Annotated in this window: 18 protein-coding genes and 3 tRNA genes (1 of these 21 only partly in view); all 21 read left to right on the top strand. The window is 55.8% G+C overall.

Annotation, left to right across the window (positions count from 1 at the left end):
* Window positions 1-220: 220 nt before the first annotated feature.
* Window positions 221-305: transfer RNA gene (locus tag C2U40_RS20935), tRNA-Tyr, on the top strand.
* Between the two features lie 38 nt (window positions 306-343).
* Window positions 344-418: transfer RNA gene (locus C2U40_RS20930), tRNA-Gly, on the top strand.
* A 171-nt stretch (window positions 419-589) separates the two neighbouring features.
* A complete protein-coding gene (gene tuf / locus C2U40_RS20925; protein WP_011707694.1) occupies window positions 590-1,774 on the top strand; it encodes an elongation factor Tu in 1,185 nt (394 codons plus the stop codon).
* 53 nt (window positions 1,775-1,827) lie between these two features.
* Window positions 1,828-1,904, top strand: a tRNA-Trp gene (locus tag C2U40_RS20920).
* Between the two features lie 60 nt (window positions 1,905-1,964).
* A complete protein-coding gene (gene secE, locus C2U40_RS20915) occupies window positions 1,965-2,336 on the top strand; it encodes a preprotein translocase subunit SecE (RefSeq protein ID WP_011707705.1) in 372 nt (123 codons plus the stop codon).
* A 9-nt stretch (window positions 2,337-2,345) separates the two neighbouring features.
* A complete protein-coding gene (gene nusG / locus C2U40_RS20910) occupies window positions 2,346-2,897 on the top strand; it encodes a transcription termination/antitermination protein NusG (protein ID WP_005306318.1) in 552 nt (183 codons plus the stop codon).
* 133 nt (window positions 2,898-3,030) lie between these two features.
* Window positions 3,031-3,459 (top strand): 50S ribosomal protein L11, encoded by a 429-nt coding sequence (gene rplK, locus C2U40_RS20905; protein WP_016352267.1) that lies wholly within the window; start codon window positions 3,031-3,033, stop codon window positions 3,457-3,459.
* 4 nt (window positions 3,460-3,463) lie between these two features.
* Entirely contained in the window at window positions 3,464-4,165 is a 702-nt protein-coding gene (rplA, locus tag C2U40_RS20900; protein WP_016352266.1) for a 50S ribosomal protein L1, read from the top strand.
* A gap of 259 nt (window positions 4,166-4,424) precedes the next feature.
* Window positions 4,425-4,925 carry a 50S ribosomal protein L10 gene (gene rplJ / locus C2U40_RS20895; protein ID WP_016352265.1) on the top strand — a complete coding sequence of 167 codons (501 nt, stop codon included), beginning with the start codon at window positions 4,425-4,427 and terminating at the stop codon, window positions 4,923-4,925.
* Between the two features lie 51 nt (window positions 4,926-4,976).
* Window positions 4,977-5,339, top strand: a complete 363-nt coding sequence (gene rplL / locus C2U40_RS20890) for a 50S ribosomal protein L7/L12 (protein WP_005341840.1) — start codon at window positions 4,977-4,979, stop codon at window positions 5,337-5,339.
* Window positions 5,340-5,563: 224 nt separating this feature from the next.
* A complete protein-coding gene (rpoB, locus tag C2U40_RS20885; protein ID WP_010635847.1) occupies window positions 5,564-9,592 on the top strand; it encodes a DNA-directed RNA polymerase subunit beta in 4,029 nt (1,342 codons plus the stop codon).
* Between the two features lie 91 nt (window positions 9,593-9,683).
* Window positions 9,684-13,988 carry a DNA-directed RNA polymerase subunit beta' gene (gene rpoC / locus C2U40_RS20880; RefSeq protein WP_011707700.1) on the top strand — a complete coding sequence of 1,435 codons (4,305 nt, stop codon included), beginning with the start codon at window positions 9,684-9,686 and terminating at the stop codon, window positions 13,986-13,988.
* A gap of 197 nt (window positions 13,989-14,185) precedes the next feature.
* Window positions 14,186-14,902: a helix-turn-helix transcriptional regulator gene (locus C2U40_RS20875; protein ID WP_005306294.1), complete on the top strand. Its 717-nt coding sequence runs from the start codon at window positions 14,186-14,188 to the stop codon at window positions 14,900-14,902.
* 25 nt (window positions 14,903-14,927) lie between these two features.
* The gene (locus tag C2U40_RS20870; RefSeq protein ID WP_103827789.1) at window positions 14,928-15,308 is read left to right on the top strand and encodes a RidA family protein; all 381 of its coding nucleotides are present in this window, start codon (window positions 14,928-14,930) and stop codon (window positions 15,306-15,308) included.
* An 86-nt stretch (window positions 15,309-15,394) separates the two neighbouring features.
* Window positions 15,395-15,787, top strand: coding sequence for a sulfurtransferase complex subunit TusD (gene tusD / locus C2U40_RS20865; RefSeq protein ID WP_103827790.1), 393 nt, complete (start codon window positions 15,395-15,397; stop codon window positions 15,785-15,787).
* A 9-nt stretch (window positions 15,788-15,796) separates the two neighbouring features.
* Window positions 15,797-16,153 carry a sulfurtransferase complex subunit TusC gene (gene tusC / locus C2U40_RS20860; RefSeq protein ID WP_016352262.1) on the top strand — a complete coding sequence of 119 codons (357 nt, stop codon included), beginning with the start codon at window positions 15,797-15,799 and terminating at the stop codon, window positions 16,151-16,153.
* A 7-nt stretch (window positions 16,154-16,160) separates the two neighbouring features.
* Window positions 16,161-16,439, top strand: coding sequence for a sulfurtransferase complex subunit TusB (gene tusB, locus C2U40_RS20855; RefSeq protein WP_024945207.1), 279 nt, complete (start codon window positions 16,161-16,163; stop codon window positions 16,437-16,439).
* A 183-nt stretch (window positions 16,440-16,622) separates the two neighbouring features.
* Window positions 16,623-16,997, top strand: a complete 375-nt coding sequence (rpsL, locus tag C2U40_RS20850) for a 30S ribosomal protein S12 (protein WP_005306278.1) — start codon at window positions 16,623-16,625, stop codon at window positions 16,995-16,997.
* A gap of 93 nt (window positions 16,998-17,090) precedes the next feature.
* Window positions 17,091-17,561 carry a 30S ribosomal protein S7 gene (gene rpsG / locus C2U40_RS20845; protein ID WP_005306266.1) on the top strand — a complete coding sequence of 157 codons (471 nt, stop codon included), beginning with the start codon at window positions 17,091-17,093 and terminating at the stop codon, window positions 17,559-17,561.
* A gap of 75 nt (window positions 17,562-17,636) precedes the next feature.
* Window positions 17,637-19,742, top strand: coding sequence for an elongation factor G (gene fusA / locus C2U40_RS20840; protein WP_011707695.1), 2,106 nt, complete (start codon window positions 17,637-17,639; stop codon window positions 19,740-19,742).
* 54 nt (window positions 19,743-19,796) lie between these two features.
* A protein-coding gene (gene tuf / locus C2U40_RS20835) for an elongation factor Tu (RefSeq protein ID WP_011707694.1) crosses the window boundary here: on the top strand, window positions 19,797-20,325 show its 5' portion. It continues 656 nt past the right edge of the window; 529 of the gene's 1,185 nt are visible here — the first part of the coding sequence; the start codon lies at window positions 19,797-19,799; its stop codon lies off the right edge, out of view.

Genomic DNA, 20,325 nt, shown 5'->3' with positions numbered 1-20,325 from the left:
GGGTGGGGAGCGACAAGAGAAGCGACGGTTTCGAGCGGAGAGTGAGTCCTTTTTTGCCTGGTTCCCGGCAATAATGCACATTTTGCAAGGCGCAATGGTTGCATCCCCAAAATGCTTACCATAAAATGCGCGACGCTTAGATGTCTGTCGTCTATTTGCTCGGCAAAAGCGATAAAACAACGGGTGCAAGCAGAATTACCGTTGTGGCATTTATGCAACTGGAGGGGTTCCCGAGCGGCCAAAGGGATCAGACTGTAAATCTGACGGCTCTGCCTTCGAAGGTTCGAATCCTTCTCCCTCCACCATATTTCTCTGCGGTTTGAGTTCTTTGGGTTAGAGAAATGCGGGCATCGTATAATGGCTATTACCTCAGCCTTCCAAGCTGATGATGCGGGTTCGATTCCCGCTGCCCGCTCCAAGATGCTGATACGGCTCAGGCGATAGCAGAGCCACACCTTAGGGTGAGTTCGGCAATCGAACCTGCCTGTCAGCACCAGCCTCTCTTCCCCACCAGATTCAAATCCATCATATAAACTGTTCTGTGGTTAGCTTGCCACCGCGTACTCAGCGTTAGTTTAGAGGGACGATCATGTCTAAAGAAAAATTTGAGCGTAATAAACCGCACGTTAACGTGGGTACCATCGGCCACGTTGACCACGGTAAAACCACCCTGACTGCCGCTATCACCAACGTGCTGGCCAAGCACTTCGGTGGTAAGGCTTTCGCCTTCGACCAGATCGACAAGGCACCGGAAGAGCGTGAGCGTGGTATCACCATCAACACCTCCCACGTAGAATACGACACCGCTACCCGTCACTACGCCCACGTAGACTGCCCGGGTCACGCCGACTACGTTAAAAACATGATCACCGGTGCTGCCCAGATGGACGGCGCGATCCTGGTAGTAGCAGCGACTGACGGCCCGATGCCGCAGACTCGTGAGCACATCCTGCTGGGTCGTCAGGTAGGCGTTCCGTACATCATCGTGTTCATGAACAAGTGTGACATGGTAGATGACGAAGAGCTGCTGGAACTGGTCGAGATGGAAGTTCGCGAACTGCTGTCCGAGTACGACTTCCCGGGTGATGACCTGCCGGTAGTCCGTGGTTCTGCACTGAAAGCGCTGGAAGGTGAAGCTCAGTGGGAAGAGAAGATCCTGGAACTGGCTGGCCACCTGGACACCTACATTCCGGAGCCGGAGCGTGCCATCGACCTGCCGTTCCTGATGCCTATCGAAGACGTATTCTCCATCGCTGGCCGTGGTACCGTAGTAACCGGTCGTGTAGAGCGCGGTATCGTCAAAGTTGGTGAAGAAGTGGAAATCGTGGGTATCAAAGATACCACCAAGACCACCTGTACCGGTGTTGAAATGTTCCGTAAGCTGCTGGACGAAGGTCGTGCAGGCGAGAACATCGGTGCACTGCTGCGTGGCGTGAAGCGTGAAGACGTAGAGCGTGGTCAGGTACTGGCCAAGCCGGGCACCATCAAGCCGCACACCAAGTTTGAATCTGAAGTGTACGTGCTGTCCAAAGAAGAAGGTGGTCGTCATACCCCGTTCTTCAAAGGCTACCGTCCGCAGTTCTACTTCCGTACTACCGACGTGACCGGTACCATCGAACTGCCGGAAGGCGTAGAGATGGTAATGCCGGGCGACAACATCAAGATGGTTGTTACCCTGATTGCGCCGATCGCGATGGACGACGGCCTGCGTTTCGCCATCCGTGAAGGTGGCCGTACCGTAGGTGCTGGTGTTGTAGCTAAAGTTATCGCTTAATCTTTGGCTTACATAAATAAAGCAAAGCCCCTATAATAGGGGCTTTCTTATGCAGGGGCGTAGTTCGAATTGGTAGAACAGCGGTCTCCAAAACCGATGGTTGCGGGTTCGAGTCCTGCCGCCCCTGCCATATACCTCGTCTCGTACGGGGCTTTTGTGTCTTTGGTTACGTCAGATACAGGTGGGTTGTATGAGTGTTAGTTCTGAGAGCCAGGGCGGAAGCAAGGATACCCTGCTTTGGGGCCTGGTTTTCATTATCCTGGCGGCCGCTGTAGTGGGTAATTACCTGCTCAACGATGTCGTCGCTGCCGTCCGCGCCCTGGGTGTGGTCGTTGTCATTGCTGCTGCCGGTGCAGTAGCCCTGCAAACCACCAAGGGAAAGGCGACACTGGCATTTGCCCGTGAGTCTCGCCTGGAAGTCCGCAAGGTCGTATGGCCGACCCGCCAGGAAGCCATTCAGACAACCCTGATTGTGCTGGCGGTGACTGCCGTGATGGGGCTGTTGCTGTTCATTCTGGACGGTGCCTTGGTCTGGTTGGTCAACCTGATTACCGGTGTGTAAGGATAAGCCATGACTGAACAACGTGAACAACGTATGAGATGGTATGTGGTGCAGGCGTTTTCCGGCTATGAAGGCCGTGTTGCCAAATCCCTGCGTGAACATATCAAGATGCATGGCATGGAAGACATGTTCGGTGAAGTGCTGGTCCCGACCGAAGAAGTGGTCGAGATGCGCGCTGGCCAGAAGCGCAAGAGTGAGCGCAAGTTTTTCCCGGGCTACGTCCTGGTTCAGATGATCATGGATGAGACCACATGGCACCTGGTACGCAACGTACCGCGCGTCATGGGCTTCATTGGTGGCACCTCTGATCGTCCTGCTCCTATCTCTGATAAAGAAGCGGATGCCATCCTCAATCGTCTGCAAGATGCCCACGACAAGCCGCGTCCGAAAACCCTGTTTGAACCGGGTGAAATGGTGCGGGTTGCTGATGGTCCGTTCGCCGACTTCAACGGTACCGTTGAAGAGGTTGACTATGAAAAGAGCCGCGTGAAGGTCTCCGTTTTGATCTTCGGTCGTTCTACACCGGTAGAGCTGGATTTTGGTCAGGTCGAAAAGGGCTGATTAAACTCTGTTCGTTAACGGTTGTCAGGGGCAGCGAATGTCATTATAATTCGCTGCCCCTTTATTAGTTGGGGAGCCGTTTGCAGGAGCATGTCTCCGAGGCGTTAGAACCCATTTCTGAGGTATTTTTGTAATGGCTAAGAAAGTCACAGCTTATATCAAGCTGCAAGTTAAGGCTGGCAGTGCTAACCCCAGCCCTCCCGTTGGTCCTGCTCTGGGTCAGCACGGTGTGAACATCATGGAATTCTGTAAGGCATTCAACGCCCGTACAGAAAAGCTGGAAAAAGGCTCACCGACTCCGGTCGTGATCACCGTTTACAGCGACCGTTCCTTCACCTTCGAAACCAAGACTCCGCCCGCTTCCTTCCTGCTGAAGAAAGCTGCTGGTATCCAGTCTGGTTCTGCCAAGCCGAACAAAGACAAGGTTGGTAAGGTGACTGTGGCTCAGCTGCAAGAAATCGCCAAGACCAAAGAGCCGGATATGACCGGTGCCGATCTGGATGCAAAAGTACGTTGCATCGCCGGCTCCGCTCGTTCCATGGGCCTGGTAGTGGAGGATTAAGACAATGGCAAAACTTTCCAAGCGTATGCGCGTTATTCGCGAAAAAGTTGACGGTACCAAAGAGTACTCCATCAACGAAGCCATTGCCCTGCTGAAAGAACTGGCTACTGCCAAGTTCGTTGAAAGCGTTGACGTTGCCGTTAACCTGGGTATCGATGCTCGTAAATCCGACCAAAACGTACGTGGTGCAACTGTACTGCCGCACGGTACCGGTCGTGAAGTACGCGTAGCCGTATTCACCCAAGGTGCCAACGCCGAAGCTGCCAAAGCTGCCGGTGCTGAACTGGTTGGTATGGACGAGCTGGCCGATCTGGTCAAGAAAGGCGAGATGAACTTCGACGTAGTTATCGCATCCCCGGATGCCATGCGCGTTGTTGGTCAGCTGGGTCAAATCCTGGGCCCGCGCGGCCTGATGCCGAACCCGAAAGTTGGTACTGTAACTCCTAACGTTGCCGAAGCTGTCAAGAACGCCAAGGCTGGTCAGGTTCGTTACCGTAATGACAAGAACGGTATCATTCACACCACCCTGGGCAAGGTTTCTTTCAACGAAGTTCAGCTGAAAGAAAACTTGGAAGCTCTGCTGGTTGCCCTGAAAAAGGCCAAGCCGTCTTCCGCCAAGGGTGTATTCATCAAGAAAGTCAGCATCTCCACCACCATGGGTGCCGGTGTTGCCGTAGACCAAGCTTCTCTGGAAGCTCAGGCCTAATTGATGGATTTTACAAGGTGCAAAATTTAATCTATAATTTTGCGCCTTGATTGGTTGGGGGTTTCGACCTCCGTCCAAGACCGCAGGTGGCTGCAAGGCCTTAATCCTTCCTGCGTAGACGGTGCCGGAAACCCAGCGAGAAAGATTTCTTTCTCTTCTGGAATCCTGCTACCGCATCGTTCCCCTCTGTTGTAAAGGTAGGGGGGATGTGTCAGTACTGGGTCAAACTAGACCCGGATTCAATCCAGGAGTTAAGCCAATGGCATTGGGACTCGAAGACAAAAAGGCAATTGTTGCTGAAGTCAACGAAGCTGCCAAAGGCGCTCTTTCTGCAGTTGTAGCCGATTCTCGCGGTGTGACTGTAGAGAAGATGACCAGCCTGCGTAAATCTGCTCGCGAAGCCGGTGTGTACATGCGCGTTGTGCGTAACACCCTGCTGCGTCGCGCAGTTGAAGGTACCGAATTCGGTTGCCTGAACGACGTATTGTCTGGTCCTACCTTGATTGCTTTCTCTAACGAACACCCGGGCGCTGCCGCTCGTCTGTTCAAAGAGTTTGCCAAAGCGAACCAAAAGTTCGAAATCAAGGCTGGCGCTTTTAACGGTGAGTTTATCGCCGCAGCACAAATTGATCGTCTGGCCACGCTGCCGACCTACGACGAAGCAATTGCGAAGTTGATGGCTACCATGAAGGAAGCCTCTGCTGGCAAGCTGGTTCGTACCATCGCTGCTGTGCGTGATCAGAAGCAAGCTGCTGCTTGATTCTCGCCTATTTAGGCTGTTTGAGTTTATTCAACATCAGGAATTTTTGTCATGTCTATCACTAAAGACCAAATTATCGAAGCCGTTGCTTCCATGTCCGTAATGGAAGTTGTTGAGCTGATCGAAGCTATGGAAGAGAAGTTCGGTGTTTCTGCCGCTGTTGCTGTTGCTGCCGGTCCGGCCGCTGAAGCAGTAGAAGAGAAGACCGAGTTCGACGTAGTTCTGACTGCTGCCGGTGCCAACAAAGTTGCCGTCATCAAAGCCGTTCGTGGCGCCACCGGTCTGGGCCTGAAAGAAGCCAAAGACCTGGTAGAAGCTGCTCCGGCTAACCTGAAAGAAGCCGTCTCCAAAGACGAAGCTGAAGCTCTGAAGAAAGAGCTGGAAGCTGCCGGTGCTTCTGTTGAGATCAAATAATCTGCATTTATGTAGATTAGCCTGATAAAACAGGCTAGGGCTGGTGAATTTTTGTTCACCAGCCTTTTTGCGCTGTAGACTGAGAGCATTTCACACCGTTTACGACTCTCGGTGCACCAGCAATCCGGACTGTTTTCATTCGTCCGGGCCAACACAAAACGGTGTTGAGACAGAGCTGTCCCGTGGGACAGAGTGGGTCACTTATCAGCGAGCTGAGGAACCCTATGGTTTACTCTTATACCGAAAAAAAACGCATTCGTAAGGACTTCGGTAAGCGAGACCAGGTACTGGACACGCCTTATCTGTTGTCCATTCAGCTGGACTCCTTCAAGCAGTTCATCGAGGCTGACCCGGAAGGTGAATATGGCCTAGAGGCCGCTTTCCGTAGCGTTTTCCCGATCACCAGTTACTCCGGTAGTGCTGAGCTTCAGTATGTCAGCTATCGCCTGGGTGAGCCGGTATTTGACGTAAAAGAATGCCAGATCCGTGGAGTGACCTACTCCGCGCCGCTGCGTGTCAAGCTTCGTATGGTTCTGTACGACCGTGAAGCAGCTGCCGGCACCGTCAAAGACATCAAGGAACAAGAAGTATACATGGGCGAAATTCCGCTCATGACCGAGAACGGCACCTTTGTTATCAATGGTACCGAGCGGGTAATCGTCTCCCAGCTGCATCGTAGCCCGGGCGTCTTCTTCGACCACGATAAAGGCAAAACACATTCATCCGGTAAGGTGCTGTATAACGCGCGCGTTATTCCCTACCGTGGCTCCTGGCTGGACTTCGAGTTCGATGCGAAAGACAACCTGTTTGTCCGTATCGACCGTCGTCGTAAACTGCCGGCGTCCATTATTCTGCGTGCCCTGGATTTCAGTTCCGAACAGATTCTGGCCACCTTCTTCGAGACCATCGGTTTCGAAGTCAAAGATGGCAAGTTGATGATGGATCTGGTGCCGGAGCGCCTGCGTGGTGAAACTGCGACCTTTGACATCGTGGCCAATGGCGCCGTGGTGGTTGAGACCGGTCGTCGAGTGACTGCGCGTCACATCCGTCAGTTGGAAAAAGATTCCGTTACCCAGATTGAGGTACCGGTTGAGTATGTTGTTGGCAAAGTTGCTGCCAAGGACTACGCACATCCGCAAACTGGCGAGATGGTAGTGACTGCCAACCAGGCGCTGAGCCTGGAAGCGGTAGCCAACCTCTCCCAAGCCGGCTTCAAGCACTTCGAGGTTCTGTTCACCAATGAACTGGATCACGGTGCCTACATGTCCGAGACCCTGCGTATCGACTCCAGCTCCAGCCGCCTGGAAGCGCTGGTCGAAATCTATCGCATGATGCGTCCGGGTGAGCCGCCGACTCGCGAAGCTGCAGAACAGCTGTTCGAGAACCTATTCTTCTCTTCCGAGCGTTACGACCTGTCTACCGTAGGTCGGATGAAGTTCAACCGCCGTCTGGCTCGTGAAGACGAGACCGGCGTGGGTACTCTGACCAAAGACGACATCGTCGATGTGATGAAGCGCCTGATCGACATCCGTAACGGCAATGACGAGGTGGACGATATCGACCACCTGGGCAACCGTCGTATCCGTTCTGTCGGTGAAATGGCTGAAAACCAGTTCCGCGTCGGTCTGGTGCGTGTCGAGCGTGCGGTCAAGGAGCGTCTCTCCCTGGGCGACCTGGACACCCTGATGCCGCAGGATCTGATCAACGCCAAGCCGATCTCCGCCGCAGTCAAAGAGTTCTTTGGTTCCAGCCAGCTGTCCCAGTTCATGGACCAGAACAACCCGCTGTCCGAAGTGACCCACAAGCGCCGTATCTCTGCGCTGGGCCCGGGCGGTTTGACTCGTGAGCGTGCCGGTTTTGAAGTTCGAGACGTACACCCGACCCACTACGGTCGTCTGTGCCCTATCGAAACTCCTGAAGGTCCGAACATCGGTCTGATCAACTCTCTGTCCGTGTACTCTCGTACCAACGAGTACGGTTTCCTCGAGACTCCGTACCGCAAGGTCATTGACGGTGTGATCACCGACGAAGTGGACTATCTGTCTGCTATTGAAGAAGGCAAGTACGTGATCGCACAGGCTAACGCCGCGACCACCGAAGATGGCCGTCTGAAAGATGAATTGATCCCGTGCCGTCACAAAGGTGAATCCACCTTTATGAACGCCGACCAGATCCAGTATATGGACGTGAGCCCGCAGCAGATCGTATCTGTGGCAGCGGCCCTGATCCCGTTCCTGGAACACGATGACGCGAACCGCGCATTGATGGGTTCAAACATGCAACGTCAGGCTGTACCGACTCTGCGCGCCGACAAGCCGCTGGTTGGTACCGGTATGGAACGCGCTGTGGCCGTTGACTCCGGTGTTACCGTAGTGGCCAAGCGTGGCGGCATGATCGACTACGTCGATGCCTCCCGTATCGTTATCAAGGTCAACGAAGATGAGCTGCTGCCTGGCGAAGCCGGCATCGACATCTACAGCCTGACCAAATACACCCGTTCCAACCAGAACACCTGTATCAACCAGCGTCCGTGCGTGATGTTGGGTGAGCCGGTGATGGCGGGCGACGTGCTGGCTGACGGCCCGTCCACCGACCTGGGTGAACTGGCGCTGGGTCAGAACCTGCGCGTCGCGTTCATGCCGTGGAACGGTTACAACTTCGAAGACTCGATCCTGGTGAACGAGCGTGTTGTTCAGGAAGATCGCCTGACCACCATTCACATCCAGGAACTGGCCTGTATCTCCCGTGACACCAAGCTGGGTCCGGAAGAGATCACTGCTGACATCCCGAACGTGGGTGAAGCCGCTCTGTCCAAGCTGGACGAGTCCGGTATCGTCTACGTGGGTGCCGAAGTGAAGGGCGGCGACATTCTGGTCGGTAAGGTAACGCCGAAAGGTGAAACCCAGCTGACGCCGGAAGAGAAGCTGCTGCGCGCCATCTTCGGTGAGAAGGCGTCCGATGTGAAGGACTCCTCCCTGCGAGTGCCGAACGGTGTGTACGGTACCGTGGTTGACGTGCAGGTCTTTACCCGCGATGGCGTGGAAAAAGACAAGCGCGCCAAAGAAATCGAAGAGATGCAGCTGAAGGAAGCGAAGAAGGACTTGACCGAAGAGTTCAAGATCCTGGAAGACGGCATTTTCGGCCGCTCCCGCAACCTGCTGCTGGCCGCCGGTTACAGCGAAGACCGTCTGAACAAGCTCGATCGCTCCAAGTGGTTTGAACTGGCCATCGAAGATGAAGCCAAGCAAATCGAGCTGGAACAGATCGCTGAACAGCACGTTGAGCTGAAGGCCGAGTTCGACAAGAAATTCGAGAACAAACGTCGCAAGATCATCCAGGGCGATGACCTGGCGCCGGGCGTACTGAAGATCGTCAAGGTCTATCTGGCCGTCAAGCGTCGCATCCAGCCGGGTGACAAGATGGCGGGTCGTCACGGTAACAAGGGTGTTATCTCCAAGATCTGTCCGGTCGAGGATATGCCCCATGACGAGTACGGCCGTCCGGTCGACATCGTTCTGAACCCGTTGGGTGTACCGTCCCGTATGAACATCGGTCAGATCCTCGAAGTGCACCTGGGCCTCGCGGCCAAGGGTATCGGCGAGAAGATCGACCGCATGGTCAAGGAACAGCGCGAACTGCACGAGATGCGTGACTTCCTGCAACAGGTCTATGACCTGGGCGAGAAAGACACCCAGCAAGTGAACGTGGCCGAGCTGTCCGACGACGACGTACGTACCCTGGTCGGTAACCTGCGCAAGGGTCTGCCGGTCGCTACGCCGGTCTTTGATGGCGCCAAAGAGCGTGAAATCAAGGCCCTGCTGAAGCTGGCCGACCTGCCGGAATCCGGTCAGATCGCCCTGTTCGACGGTCGTACCGGTAACGCCTTCGAGCGTAAGGTCACCGTGGGTTACATGTACATGCTGAAGCTGAACCACCTGGTAGACGACAAGATGCACGCGCGTTCTACCGGTTCTTACAGCCTGGTTACCCAGCAGCCGCTGGGTGGTAAGGCACAGTTCGGTGGTCAGCGTTTCGGTGAGATGGAAGTGTGGGCCCTGGAGGCTTACGGTGCGGCATATACCCTGCAGGAGATGCTGACCGTCAAGTCTGACGATGTGAACGGCCGTACCAAGATGTACAAGAACATCGTGGATGGCGACCACCGTATGGAGCCGGGCATGCCCGAATCCTTCAACGTATTGCTGAAGGAAATCCGCTCTCTGGGTATCAACATCGAGCTGGACGAAGAGTAAGAGCTCGCTCTTATTGTTCGAGAATTGACGTGGGCGCCCCGCTGTTTCGGCAGTAGGGGCGCCGAGGTTAGACTCCTGACAGGGGAAACACGTGAAAGACTTACTCAAGTTTTTGAAGGCTCAGACCAAGACCGAAGAGTTTGACAGTATCAAGATCGGTCTGGCCTCTCCTGACATGATCCGCTCCTGGTCATTCGGTGAGGTCAAAAAGCCTGAGACCATCAACTACCGGACTTTCAAGCCGGAACGTGATGGTCTGTTCTGCGCCCGTATCTTTGGACCGGTGAAGGACTACGAGTGTCTGTGCGGCAAGTACAAGCGCCTGAAACACCGTGGTGTGATCTGTGAGAAGTGCGGCGTAGAAGTGACCCAGACCAAGGTCCGTCGTGAGCGTATGGGCCACATCGAGCTGGCCAGCCCGACTGCCCACATCTGGTTCCTGAAGTCCCTGCCGTCCCGTATCGGTCTGCTGCTGGACATGACCCTGCGTGACATCGAGCGCGTGCTGTATTTCGAATCCTATGTAGTGATCGAACCCGGCATGACCAACCTCGAGCGCAGCCAGATGCTGTCCGAAGAGCAGTACCTGGACGCACTGGAAGAGTGGGGCGACGAATTCGACGCCAAGATGGGGGCCGAAGCAATCCTGGCATTGCTGCGCGCCATCGATCTGGAAGGCGAAGTGCGCACCATGCGCGAAGAGCTGGATCAGACCAACTCCGAGACCAAGCGCAAGAAGACCACCAAGCGCCTGAAGCTGATGGAAGCCTTCCTGCAGTCCGGCAACAAGCCGGAGTGGATGATCATGACAGTGCTGCCTGTGCTGCCGCCGGACCTGCGTCCGCTGGTACCGCTGGACGGCGGCCGTTTCGCGACTTCCGATCTGAACGATCTGTACCGTCGCGTGATCAACCGTAACAACCGCTTGAAGCGCCTGCTGGACCTGGCTGCTCCGGACATCATCGTGCGCAACGAAAAGCGCATGCTGCAAGAGTCCGTCGATGCCCTGCTGGACAACGGCCGTCGTGGTCGTGCCATCACCGGCTCCAACAAGCGCCCGCTGAAATCCTTGGCCGACATGATCAAGGGTAAGCAAGGTCGTTTCCGTCAGAACCTGCTCGGTAAGCGTGTCGACTACTCCGGTCGTTCCGTTATCACCGTAGGTCCGACTCTGCGTCTGCATCAGTGCGGTCTGCCGAAGAAGATGGCGCTGGAGCTGTTCAAGCCGTTCATCTATGGCAAGCTGGAATCCCGCGGTCTGGCGACCACCATCAAGGCCGCCAAGAAGATGGTGGAGCGCGAAGAAGCTGTCGTTTGGGACATCCTGGACGAAGTGATCCGCGAACACCCGGTGCTGCTGAACCGTGCACCGACCCTGCACCGTCTGGGTATCCAGGCGTTTGAACCGACCCTGATCGAAGGCAAGGCCATCCAGCTGCACCCGCTCGTCTGTGCCGCCTATAACGCGGACTTCGATGGTGACCAGATGGCGGTCCACGTACCGCTGACCCTGGAAGCCCAGCTGGAAGCGCGCGCGCTGATGATGTCCACCAACAACATCCTGTCGCCTGCCTCCGGTGAGCCGATCATCGTTCCGTCTCAGGACGTGGTCTTGGGTCTGTACTACATGACCCGTGCCCGTATCAACGCCAAGGGCGAAGGTATGGTGCTGTCCGGCCCGAAAGAAGCCGAGAAGGTATACCGCGCCGGTCTGGCCGATCTGCATGCTCGCGTGAAAGTTCGCATCACCGAATACCTGCGTCAGGAAGACGGTTCGCTGCGTGCTCACACCGAGATGAAGAACACCACCGTTGGTCGTGCGATCCTGAGCCTGATCCTGCCGAAAGGCATGGAATACGCGCTGATCGACGAGCCGAAGGTGCTGACTGCTGCAGAGCAGGCTGACCTGGACGCCAACCCGCAGAACTGGATCAAATCCGTATCCAACAAGGCGCTGGGCAAAAAGCTCATCTCCCGTCTGCTGAACACCTGCTATCGCAAGCAGGGCCTGAAGGACACCGTCATCTTCGCTGACCAGCTGATGTATACCGGTTTCCACTATGCGGCCCTGTCCGGTGCTTCCGTTGGTATCGATGACATGGTCATCCCGGATGCCAAGAAAGACATCATCGCCGCTGCAGAAGCCGAAGTCGCCGAGATCCAGGACCAGTTCCTGTCCGGTCTGGTGACCGCGGGCGAACGCTACAACAAGGTTATCGATATCTGGGCCAGCGCCAACGAGCGCGTCTCCAAGGCCATGATGGAGAACTTGTCCAAAGAGCGTAACGTCAACTCGCTGGGTGAAGAAGAAGAGCAAGCCTCGTTCAACAGCATCTTCATGATGGCCGACTCTGGTGCGCGGGGTTCCGCAGCCCAGATCCGTCAGCTGGCCGGTATGCGTGGCCTGATGGCCAAGCCGGATGGCTCCATCATCGAGACCCCGATCGTCGCGAACTTCCGCGAAGGTCTGAACGTACTGCAGTACTTCATCTCCACTCACGGTGCTCGTAAGGGTCTTGCGGATACCGCACTGAAGACTGCGAACTCCGGTTACCTGACTCGTCGTCTGGTTGACGTGGCACAGGACATGGTGATCACCGAGGACGATTGCGGCACTACCGAAGGTCTGTGGATGACTCCGCTGATCGAAGGTGGCGACGTGGTCGAACCGCTGCGTGAGCGCGTGCTGGGCCGTGTGGTTGCCGATGACGTGATCAAGCCGGGTACTGAAGACGAAGTGCTGGTAGCACGCAACACCCTGCTCGACGAGCAGCTGTGTGACCTGCTGGAGCGCAACTCCGTTGACCGCGTGAAGGTACGTTCTGCCATCACCTGTGAGACCGACTTCGGTAACTGTGCTCACTGCTACGGCCGTGATCTGGCCCGTGGTCACCTGGTTAACAAGGGTGAGGCTGTCGGTGTTATCGCCGCCCAGTCCATCGGTGAACCGGGTACCCAGCTGACGATGCGTACCTTCCACATCGGTGGTGCCGCATCCCGTGCCGCTGCCGAGAGCAGCATCCAGGTCAAGAACACCGGTAGCATCAAGCTGCAGAACGCCAAGTTCGTTCACAACAGCGATGACAAACTGGTTATCACCTCCCGTTCTACCGAACTGACCATCATGGACGAGATGGGCCGTACCAAGGAAAGCCACAAGCTGCCTTACGGTTCCGTGCTGGAAGTGAAAGATGGCCAGGCCGTGAACGCCGGTGAAACCGTCGCCAACTGGGATCCGCACACTCACCCGATCATCACCGAAGTGGCGGGTCGCCTGCACTTCGAACACATGATCGATGGCGTGACCATTACTCGTCAGACCGACGAGCTGACCGGTCTCTCCTCCATTGTCGTGCTGGATGTCAACGAGCGTCCGAGCGCCGGTAAAGAGATGCGTCCGACCGTGAAACTGGTCGACCTGAACGGCAAGGACGTGATGATCCCGGGTACCGATGTAGCCGCCCAGTACTTCCTGCCGGGCAAGGCGATCGTGAACCTGGAAGATGGTGCCAACGTGGGCGTGGGTGACGCGGTAGCGCGTATCCCGCAAGAGTCCGGCGGTACCAAGGACATCACCGGTGGTCTGCCGCGCGTTGCGGATCTGTTCGAAGCACGTCAACCGAAGGAACCGGCAATTCTGGCCGAGATCTCCGGTACCATCTCCTTCGGGAAAGAGACCAAGGGCAAACGCCGTCTGGTCATCACCCCGACCGATGGTGGCGATGTCTACGAGGAGATGATTCCGAAGTGGCGTAACCTGAACGTGTTCGAAGGTGAAAAAGTTGAGAAGGGTGAAGTGCTGGCGGACGGTCCTGAGTCTGCTCACGACATTCTGCGTCTGCGCGGTATCAGCCCGGTCGCCAACTACATCGCCAACGAAGTGCAGGACGTTTACCGTCTGCAAGGCGTTAAGATCAACGACAAGCACATCGAAGTCATCGTGCGTCAGATGCTGCGCAAGTGCGAGATCCTGAGCGCTGGTGACACAGACCTGATCGAAGGCGAACAGGTTGAAGTGGCTCGCGTGAAGATTGCCAACCGTAAGCTGGTTGCTGAGGGCAAGACCCCGGCCACCTTCCGTCACATCCTGATGGGTATTACCAAGGCATCTCTGAGCACCGAGTCCTTCATCTCCGCGGCTTCCTTCCAGGAAACCACCCGTGTTCTGACCGAAGCGGCCGTTGGCGGCAAGCGTGACGAACTGCGTGGCCTGAAAGAGAACGTGATCGTGGGTCGTCTGATCCCGGCTGGTACCGGCTTTGCCTACCACCACGGCCGGATCAACCAGCGTGCCGCCGCAGCCCGTGCTGTTGGCGTACCGCAGGTGACTGCCGATGAAGCTCAGCAAAACCTGGCGGATCTGCTCAATGCAGCCGGCAGTTTTGACGAAGAGTAATCTTCCGCTGTAGCGAATGAAAAGGGCCCCTTCATGGGGCCCTTTTTTATTGTCGATTTTCTCGTCAAAGCCAGACGCCACGCGGATATTCGGATGATCCAGAGCAAGGTTGCAGAGTAAAAAATCAAAAAAAGTTGACATTGACCCCTCGCAACTGAAAACTCGGGAAAGTTGAATGGGTATTACAGGGGTAGAACATGACTGTCGGTATCGAGGAAGTGATGCTTCCCGAAGAGCAACTGATCGGTCGCACTTTTACAGACGAAGACAGGGAATTGTTGCGCTCATACGATGGGCTGATCGATGGCTTGGCCGAGTTGTTCGGCAAGCACTGTGAAGTGGTGCTTCACTCCCTGGAAAATCTGCACGAGTCCGTGATCAAGATTGCCAACGGGTTCAATACGGGACGGAATGAGGGGGCCCCCATTACCGATCTCGCGCTGCGTATGCTCAAGGACATCGAGAATACCGGCCAGGATTACACCCAGAGCTATTTTGCTCGCAGCCGTACCGGTGCCCTGATGAAGTCGAGTACCATCGCCATCAGGAACAGCGACAAGCAGGTGATCGGCCTCATCTGTATCAACCTGCACATCAACGCGCCTTTTCACGAGTTCGTCGCCGAATTTTTCCCGACGCCGCAACAAGTCGAGCGTCAGTCGCCGGAGACCTTTGCCAACAGTGTGGAAGAGCTGGTTGCCCAGACGGTGGACAACACCATCGACGAGATCAACCGCGATCCGACCGTTGCCAACAATGCTAAAAACAGGTTTATCGTGACCCAGCTGTTCGAGAAGGGCATATTTGATATCAAGGACTCGATCAACCTGGTCGCCGACAAGCTGAACATTTCCAAACATACCGTTTATCTGTACATCCGGCAGCGCAAGCAGGGTGAAGACGAAAACGAGTAAGCGCCATAGAAGGGGATAGACAAGAATGGCTAAAGAAGTTATTGCAACCGACAAGGCTCCTGCCGCAATCGGCCCGTATGTTCAGGCCACCAAACTGGGCGAGCTGGTCTTCACTTCCGGGCAGATCCCGCTCGATCCGGCCACCATGGAGATAGTGGCTGGCGGTATCGAAGTGCAGGCCGAGCAGGTGATGAAGAACCTGGTTGCAGTATTGAAGGAAGCGGGAGCCGATACCGGCAAGGTACTGAAGACTACCTGCTTCCTCAGCGACATGAACAACTTTGTTGCCTTCAACCAGGTTTATGCCCGTTACTTCGGTGAAGCTGCTCCTGCCCGCTCCTGCGTGGAAGTGGCGCGCCTGCCGAAGGATGTGCTGGTTGAAGTCGAAGCCATCGCTTACGTCTGATCCAAGGCTGCACGAAGAGCCCCTCCCAGGAGGGGCTTTTTTGTGTTTGGCGTAGAATGGACGAATACATGAGCAGGAGTCCGGATATGAGTCTGAATTTTGCCCTGCTGGTAACGGGGCCCGCCTATGGTACCCAGTCGGCCAGCACCGCCTATCGTTTTGCCTTGAGCCTCATCGAGCAGGGCCATCGCTTGTCTCACCTGTTCTTCTACCAGGACGGGGTCTGCAACGGCAACGGGCTGCATGCTCCCGCCTCCGATGAGATCAACCTGGTCGCCCTGTGGTGTGAACTGGCCAACCAGCAAGGGATCCGTATCGATGTGTGCGTCGCTGCCGCCATGCGGCGCGGTGTGCTGGATGAGCAGGAAGCCAAGGGGCTGGGCAGGGCACACTTCAACCTGGAGCCGCCATTTTGCCTGAGCGGCCTGGGTCAGCTGGCGGAGGCCAGCCTGACCGCCGATCGATTCGTCCAGTTTTAGGAGGCAGCCATGCACAAGATAGCGTTTATTTGCCGGCGCGGGCCGCACGGTACCGCCGCCGGGCGGGAAGGTCTGGATGCCCTGCTGGCCACTTCGGCCATGACCGAGTCGCTGGCCCTGTTCCTCATCGGGGATGGCGTGCTGCAGCTGCTCAGGGAGCAGCAGCCGCAGGCCATCTTGCAGCGCCACTATGCGCCGACCTTCAAACTGCTTGAGCTCTACGACATCGAGGAGGTCTATGTGTGCACCGACTCGCTGGCAGAGCGTGGTCTGACGGTGGCGGATCTGCTGATCCCCGTGACCGGTCTGTCCCGCACCGACATCCGGCACCAGTGGGATGCCTGTGCTACCCACATCTGCTTTTGAGGTGACCATGATACAGCTGATATTGACCTCTCCCTTCCAGAGCCAGGACCTGGAACAGGCGCTGACCTACCGCCAGCCGGAGGATGTGTTGGTGCTGATGCAGGATGCCGTCGTCGCTGCCACGGCCCCTCAGTGGTGTGCGCGGTTGGCTGGAGTGCCGCTCTATGTCATGCGGGAAGACCTGCAGGCGAGGGGGTTGCAACAACGGATCGGGTTGGATCTGGACATGGCCGGCCTGGTGGCCCTGATCGCGGAAAAAGGCTCGCCGCAGACCTGGGCTGGCTGACCGCCAGTTTTATATAACTATTTCAGCCGGTTAGCGACATTTCCCAAGGTCTCTTCACTGCCTTTCCTGGCTCGGATTGTATAAATCTTGACTCCCTTGACAACAGGGCATAAAATTTCGCGTCCCCGTATCTGCGGGGAGGATTTTTCACATGTTTATGAAGTCATTATCAGGAGCCTTTTGATGGCAACTATTAACCAGTTGGTTCGCAAGCCACGCATCAAGCTCGTTGTGAAAAGCAACGTGCCGGCGCTGGAAGCGTGCCCTCAGAAGCGTGGCGTGTGCACCCGTGTATACACCACCACCCCGAAGAAGCCTAACTCTGCACTGCGTAAAGTATGCCGTGTACGTCTGACCAACGGCTTCGAAGTCACCTCCTACATCGGCGGTGAAGGTCACAACCTGCAAGAGCACTCTGTTGTTCTGATCCGTGGCGGTCGTGTAAAAGACTTGCCAGGTGTTCGTTATCACACCGTTCGTGGTGCGTTGGACTGTGCCGGTGTTAAAGACCGTAAGCAGGCTCGCTCCAAGTATGGCGTGAAGCGTCCGAAAGCTTAATGGTTCTCCGTTAAGTAAGGCCAAACGTTAATTCGTTTCTAGTTAGATAACTTTCTAGTTTTGGGTAACCCCTGAAGTTACGGAGAATTTGAAATGCCAAGACGTCGTGTTGTTGGTCAGCGTAAAATCCTGCCGGATCCCAAGTTCGGATCAGAGCTGCTGGCTAAATTTGTCAACGTAGTAATGGTTGACGGTAAGAAATCTGTTTCCGAAGCCATCGTATATGGCGCGCTGGACATCATTGCCACCAAGACTGGCAAAGAGCACCTGGCCGTATTCGAAGAAGCCCTGGACAACATTCGTCCGGCCGTCGAGGTTAAATCTCGTCGTGTCGGTGGTGCAACCTATCAGGTACCGGTAGAAGTTCGTCCGGTTCGCCGCAATGCCCTGGCAATGCGCTGGTTGGTTGATGCCGCTCGTAAACGTGGTGAAAAATCAATGGCTCAGCGTTTGGCTGGCGAGCTGCTGGATGCCGCTGACAATAAGGGTTCGTCTGTCAAGAAACGTGAAGACGTACACCGTATGGCTGAAGCGAACAAGGCTTTCGCTCACTTCCGCTGGTAATCCGCTTGCGCAGGGTCTTTTGGCTCTGCGCACCTTTAATTATCTGGGGACAAGTGCCCTAGTAAGAGGATGACAATGGCTCGTACAACCCCCATTGAGCGTTATCGTAATATCGGTATCTCCGCTCACATCGACGCCGGTAAGACTACTACTACCGAGCGCGTTCTGTTTTACACCGGTGTAAGTCACAAGATCGGTGAAGTTCACGATGGCGCTGCCACCATGGACTGGATGGAACAGGAACAAGAGCGTGGTATCACCATCACCTCCGCCGCGACCACCGCTTTCTGGTCCGGTATGGGCAAACAGTTCCAACCGCACCGTATCAACATCATCGATACCCCGGGCCACGTTGACTTTACTATCGAAGTAGAGCGTTCCATGCGTGTTCTGGACGGCGCCGTGATGGTGTACTGTGCCGTAGGTGGCGTACAGCCACAGTCTGAAACCGTATGGCGTCAGGCTAACAAGTACAAGGTTCCCCGTATCGCGTTCGTCAACAAGATGGACCGTACCGGTGCCAACTTCCTGCGCTGCGTTGAGCACATCAAGACCCGTCTGAAAGGTAACCCGGTTCCGCTGCAACTGAACATCGGTTCAGAAGAGAACTTCAAGGGCGTTATCGACCTGGTCAAGATGAAGGCCATCAACTGGAGCGAAGCTGACCAGGGCGTATCCTTCGATTACGAAGACGTCCCGGCTGAGCTGCTGGAAAAAGCGCAAGAAATGCGCATGACCCTGGTTGAAGCCGCTGCTGAAGCGTCTGAAGACCTGATGGAAAAATACCTGGGTGGTGAAGAACTGACCGAGGAAGAGATCAAGAAAGCTCTTCGTCAGCGCGTTCTGAACAACGAAATCATCCTGGTTACCTGTGGCTCCGCGTTCAAGAACAAGGGCGTACAGGCCATGCTGGATGCCGTGGTTGACTATCTGCCGGCGCCGACCGACGTAGCAGCCATCGACGGTCTGAAGCTGGATGGCGAGACCAAAGACGAGCGCCATGCTTCTGATGACGAGCCGTTTGCTGCTCTGGCATTCAAGATCGCTACCGACCCGTTCGTAGGCAACCTGACCTTCTTCCGCGTTTACTCCGGTGTGGTTAACTCCGGTGACTCCGTGCTGAACTCCGTTAAAGAGAAGCGCGAGCGTTTTGGCCGTATCGTTCAGATGCACGCCAACAAGCGTGAAGAGATCAAAGAAGTTCGCGCAGGCGATATCGCTGCCGCCATCGGTCTGAAAGACGTGACCACTGGTGACACCCTGTGTGACGAAAAAGCGCCGATTATCCTCGAGCGTATGGAATTCCCGGAACCGGTAATCTCCATCGCAGTTGAGCCGAAAACCAAGGCTGACCAAGAGAAGATGGGCCTGGCTCTGGGTCGTTTGGCTCAGGAAGACCCGTCCTTCCGCGTATGGACCGACGAAGAGTCTGGCCAAACCATCATCGCCGGTATGGGTGAGCTGCACTTGGACATCATCGTTGACCGTATGCGTCGCGAGTTCAAGGTAGAAGCGAACGTAGGTAAGCCGCAGGTTGCCTACCGTGAAACCATTCGTAACACCGTCAAGGATATCGAAGGTAAGCACGCCAAGCAGTCCGGTGGTCGTGGTCAGTACGGTCACGTTGTGATCGACATGTACCCGCTGGAAGAAGGCAAAGCCTACGAATTCGTCAACGACATCAAGGGCGGCGTCATTCCTGGTGAGTTCATCCCGGGTGTTGACAAGGGTATCCGCGAGCAGCTGAAGTCCGGCCCGCTGGCAGGTTATCCGGTAATGGATCTGGGCGTGCGTCTGCACTTCGGTTCCTACCACGATGTCGACTCTTCCGAACTGGCGTTCAAGATCGCTGCTTCCATGGCCTTTAAGGCTGGCTTCATGAAGGCCAACCCGGTTCTGCTCGAACCGATCATGAAAGTAGAAGTCGAGACTCCGGAAGACTACATGGGCGACGTGATCGGTGACCTGAACCGTCGTCGTGGCCTGATCGAAGGTATGGAAGATGGCCCGTCCGGCAAGATCGTTCGTGCCCTGGTGCCGCTGGCCGAGATGTTCGGTTACGCTACCGCCCTGCGTTCTGCTACCCAGGGTCGTGCTTCCTACGCCATGGAATTCGCCAAGTATCACGATGCCCCGACCAACGTCGCCCAGGCCGTGATCGAAGAGCGCAAATCCAAGTAATTTAAGATTCCCCGCCTACGACGGTAGGCGGGTTTAACCTAGAAGGACTACGTCGTGTCTAAAGAAAAATTTGAGCGTAATAAACCGCACGTAAACGTCGGCACCATCGGCCACGTTGACCACGGTAAAACCACCCTGACTGCCGCTATCACCAACGTGCTGGCCAAGCACTTCGGTGGTAAGGCTTTCGCCTTCGACCAGATCGACAAGGCACCGGAAGAGCGTGAGCGTGGTATCACCATCAACACCTCCCACGTAGAATACGACACCGCTACCCGCCACTACGCCCACGTAGACTGCCCGGGTCACGCCGACTACGTTAAAAACATGATCACCGGTGCTGCCCAGATGGACGGCGCGATCCTGGTAGTAGCCGCGACTGACGGCCCGATGCCGCAGACTCGTGAGCACATCCTGCTGGGTCGTCAGGTAGGCGTTCCGTACATCATCGTGTTCATGAACAAGTGTGACATGGTAGATGACGAAGAGCTGCTGGAACTGGTCGAGATGGAAGTTCGCGAACTGCTGTCCGAGTACGACTTCCCGGGTGATGACCTGCCGGTAGTCCGTGGTTCCGCACTGA

The sequence above is a fragment of the Aeromonas sp. ASNIH4 genome (assembly GCF_002934425.1).
GTDB classification, from domain to species: Bacteria; Pseudomonadota; Gammaproteobacteria; order Enterobacterales; family Aeromonadaceae; genus Aeromonas; species Aeromonas hydrophila.
The sequence above is the reverse complement of the archived record's forward strand: the minus strand, read 5'-3'. Positions and strand labels throughout refer to the sequence as shown.

What these genes read in the sequence shown, in the direction of transcription:
- C2U40_RS20875 (WP_005306294.1), top strand. Translation starts at nt 14,186, where the DNA reads ATGACTGTCGGTATCGAGGAAGTGATGCTTCCCGAAGAGCAACTGATC.
- fusA (WP_011707695.1), top strand. Translation starts at nt 17,637, where the DNA reads ATGGCTCGTACAACCCCCATTGAGCGTTATCGTAATATCGGTATCTCC.
- nusG (WP_005306318.1), top strand. Translation starts at nt 2,346, where the DNA reads ATGACTGAACAACGTGAACAACGTATGAGATGGTATGTGGTGCAGGCG.
- rplA (WP_016352266.1), top strand. Translation starts at nt 3,464, where the DNA reads ATGGCAAAACTTTCCAAGCGTATGCGCGTTATTCGCGAAAAAGTTGAC.
- rplK (WP_016352267.1), top strand. Translation starts at nt 3,031, where the DNA reads ATGGCTAAGAAAGTCACAGCTTATATCAAGCTGCAAGTTAAGGCTGGC.
- rplL (WP_005341840.1), top strand. Translation starts at nt 4,977, where the DNA reads ATGTCTATCACTAAAGACCAAATTATCGAAGCCGTTGCTTCCATGTCC.
- tuf (WP_011707694.1), top strand. Translation starts at nt 590, where the DNA reads ATGTCTAAAGAAAAATTTGAGCGTAATAAACCGCACGTTAACGTGGGT.
- tusB (WP_024945207.1), top strand. Translation starts at nt 16,161, where the DNA reads ATGATACAGCTGATATTGACCTCTCCCTTCCAGAGCCAGGACCTGGAA.
- rpoB (WP_010635847.1), top strand. Translation starts at nt 5,564, where the DNA reads ATGGTTTACTCTTATACCGAAAAAAAACGCATTCGTAAGGACTTCGGT.
- tusC (WP_016352262.1), top strand. Translation starts at nt 15,797, where the DNA reads ATGCACAAGATAGCGTTTATTTGCCGGCGCGGGCCGCACGGTACCGCC.
- tusD (WP_103827790.1), top strand. Translation starts at nt 15,395, where the DNA reads ATGAGTCTGAATTTTGCCCTGCTGGTAACGGGGCCCGCCTATGGTACC.
- rplJ (WP_016352265.1), top strand. Translation starts at nt 4,425, where the DNA reads ATGGCATTGGGACTCGAAGACAAAAAGGCAATTGTTGCTGAAGTCAAC.
- C2U40_RS20870 (WP_103827789.1), top strand. Translation starts at nt 14,928, where the DNA reads ATGGCTAAAGAAGTTATTGCAACCGACAAGGCTCCTGCCGCAATCGGC.
- rpsG (WP_005306266.1), top strand. Translation starts at nt 17,091, where the DNA reads ATGCCAAGACGTCGTGTTGTTGGTCAGCGTAAAATCCTGCCGGATCCC.
- secE (WP_011707705.1), top strand. Translation starts at nt 1,965, where the DNA reads ATGAGTGTTAGTTCTGAGAGCCAGGGCGGAAGCAAGGATACCCTGCTT.
- rpsL (WP_005306278.1), top strand. Translation starts at nt 16,623, where the DNA reads ATGGCAACTATTAACCAGTTGGTTCGCAAGCCACGCATCAAGCTCGTT.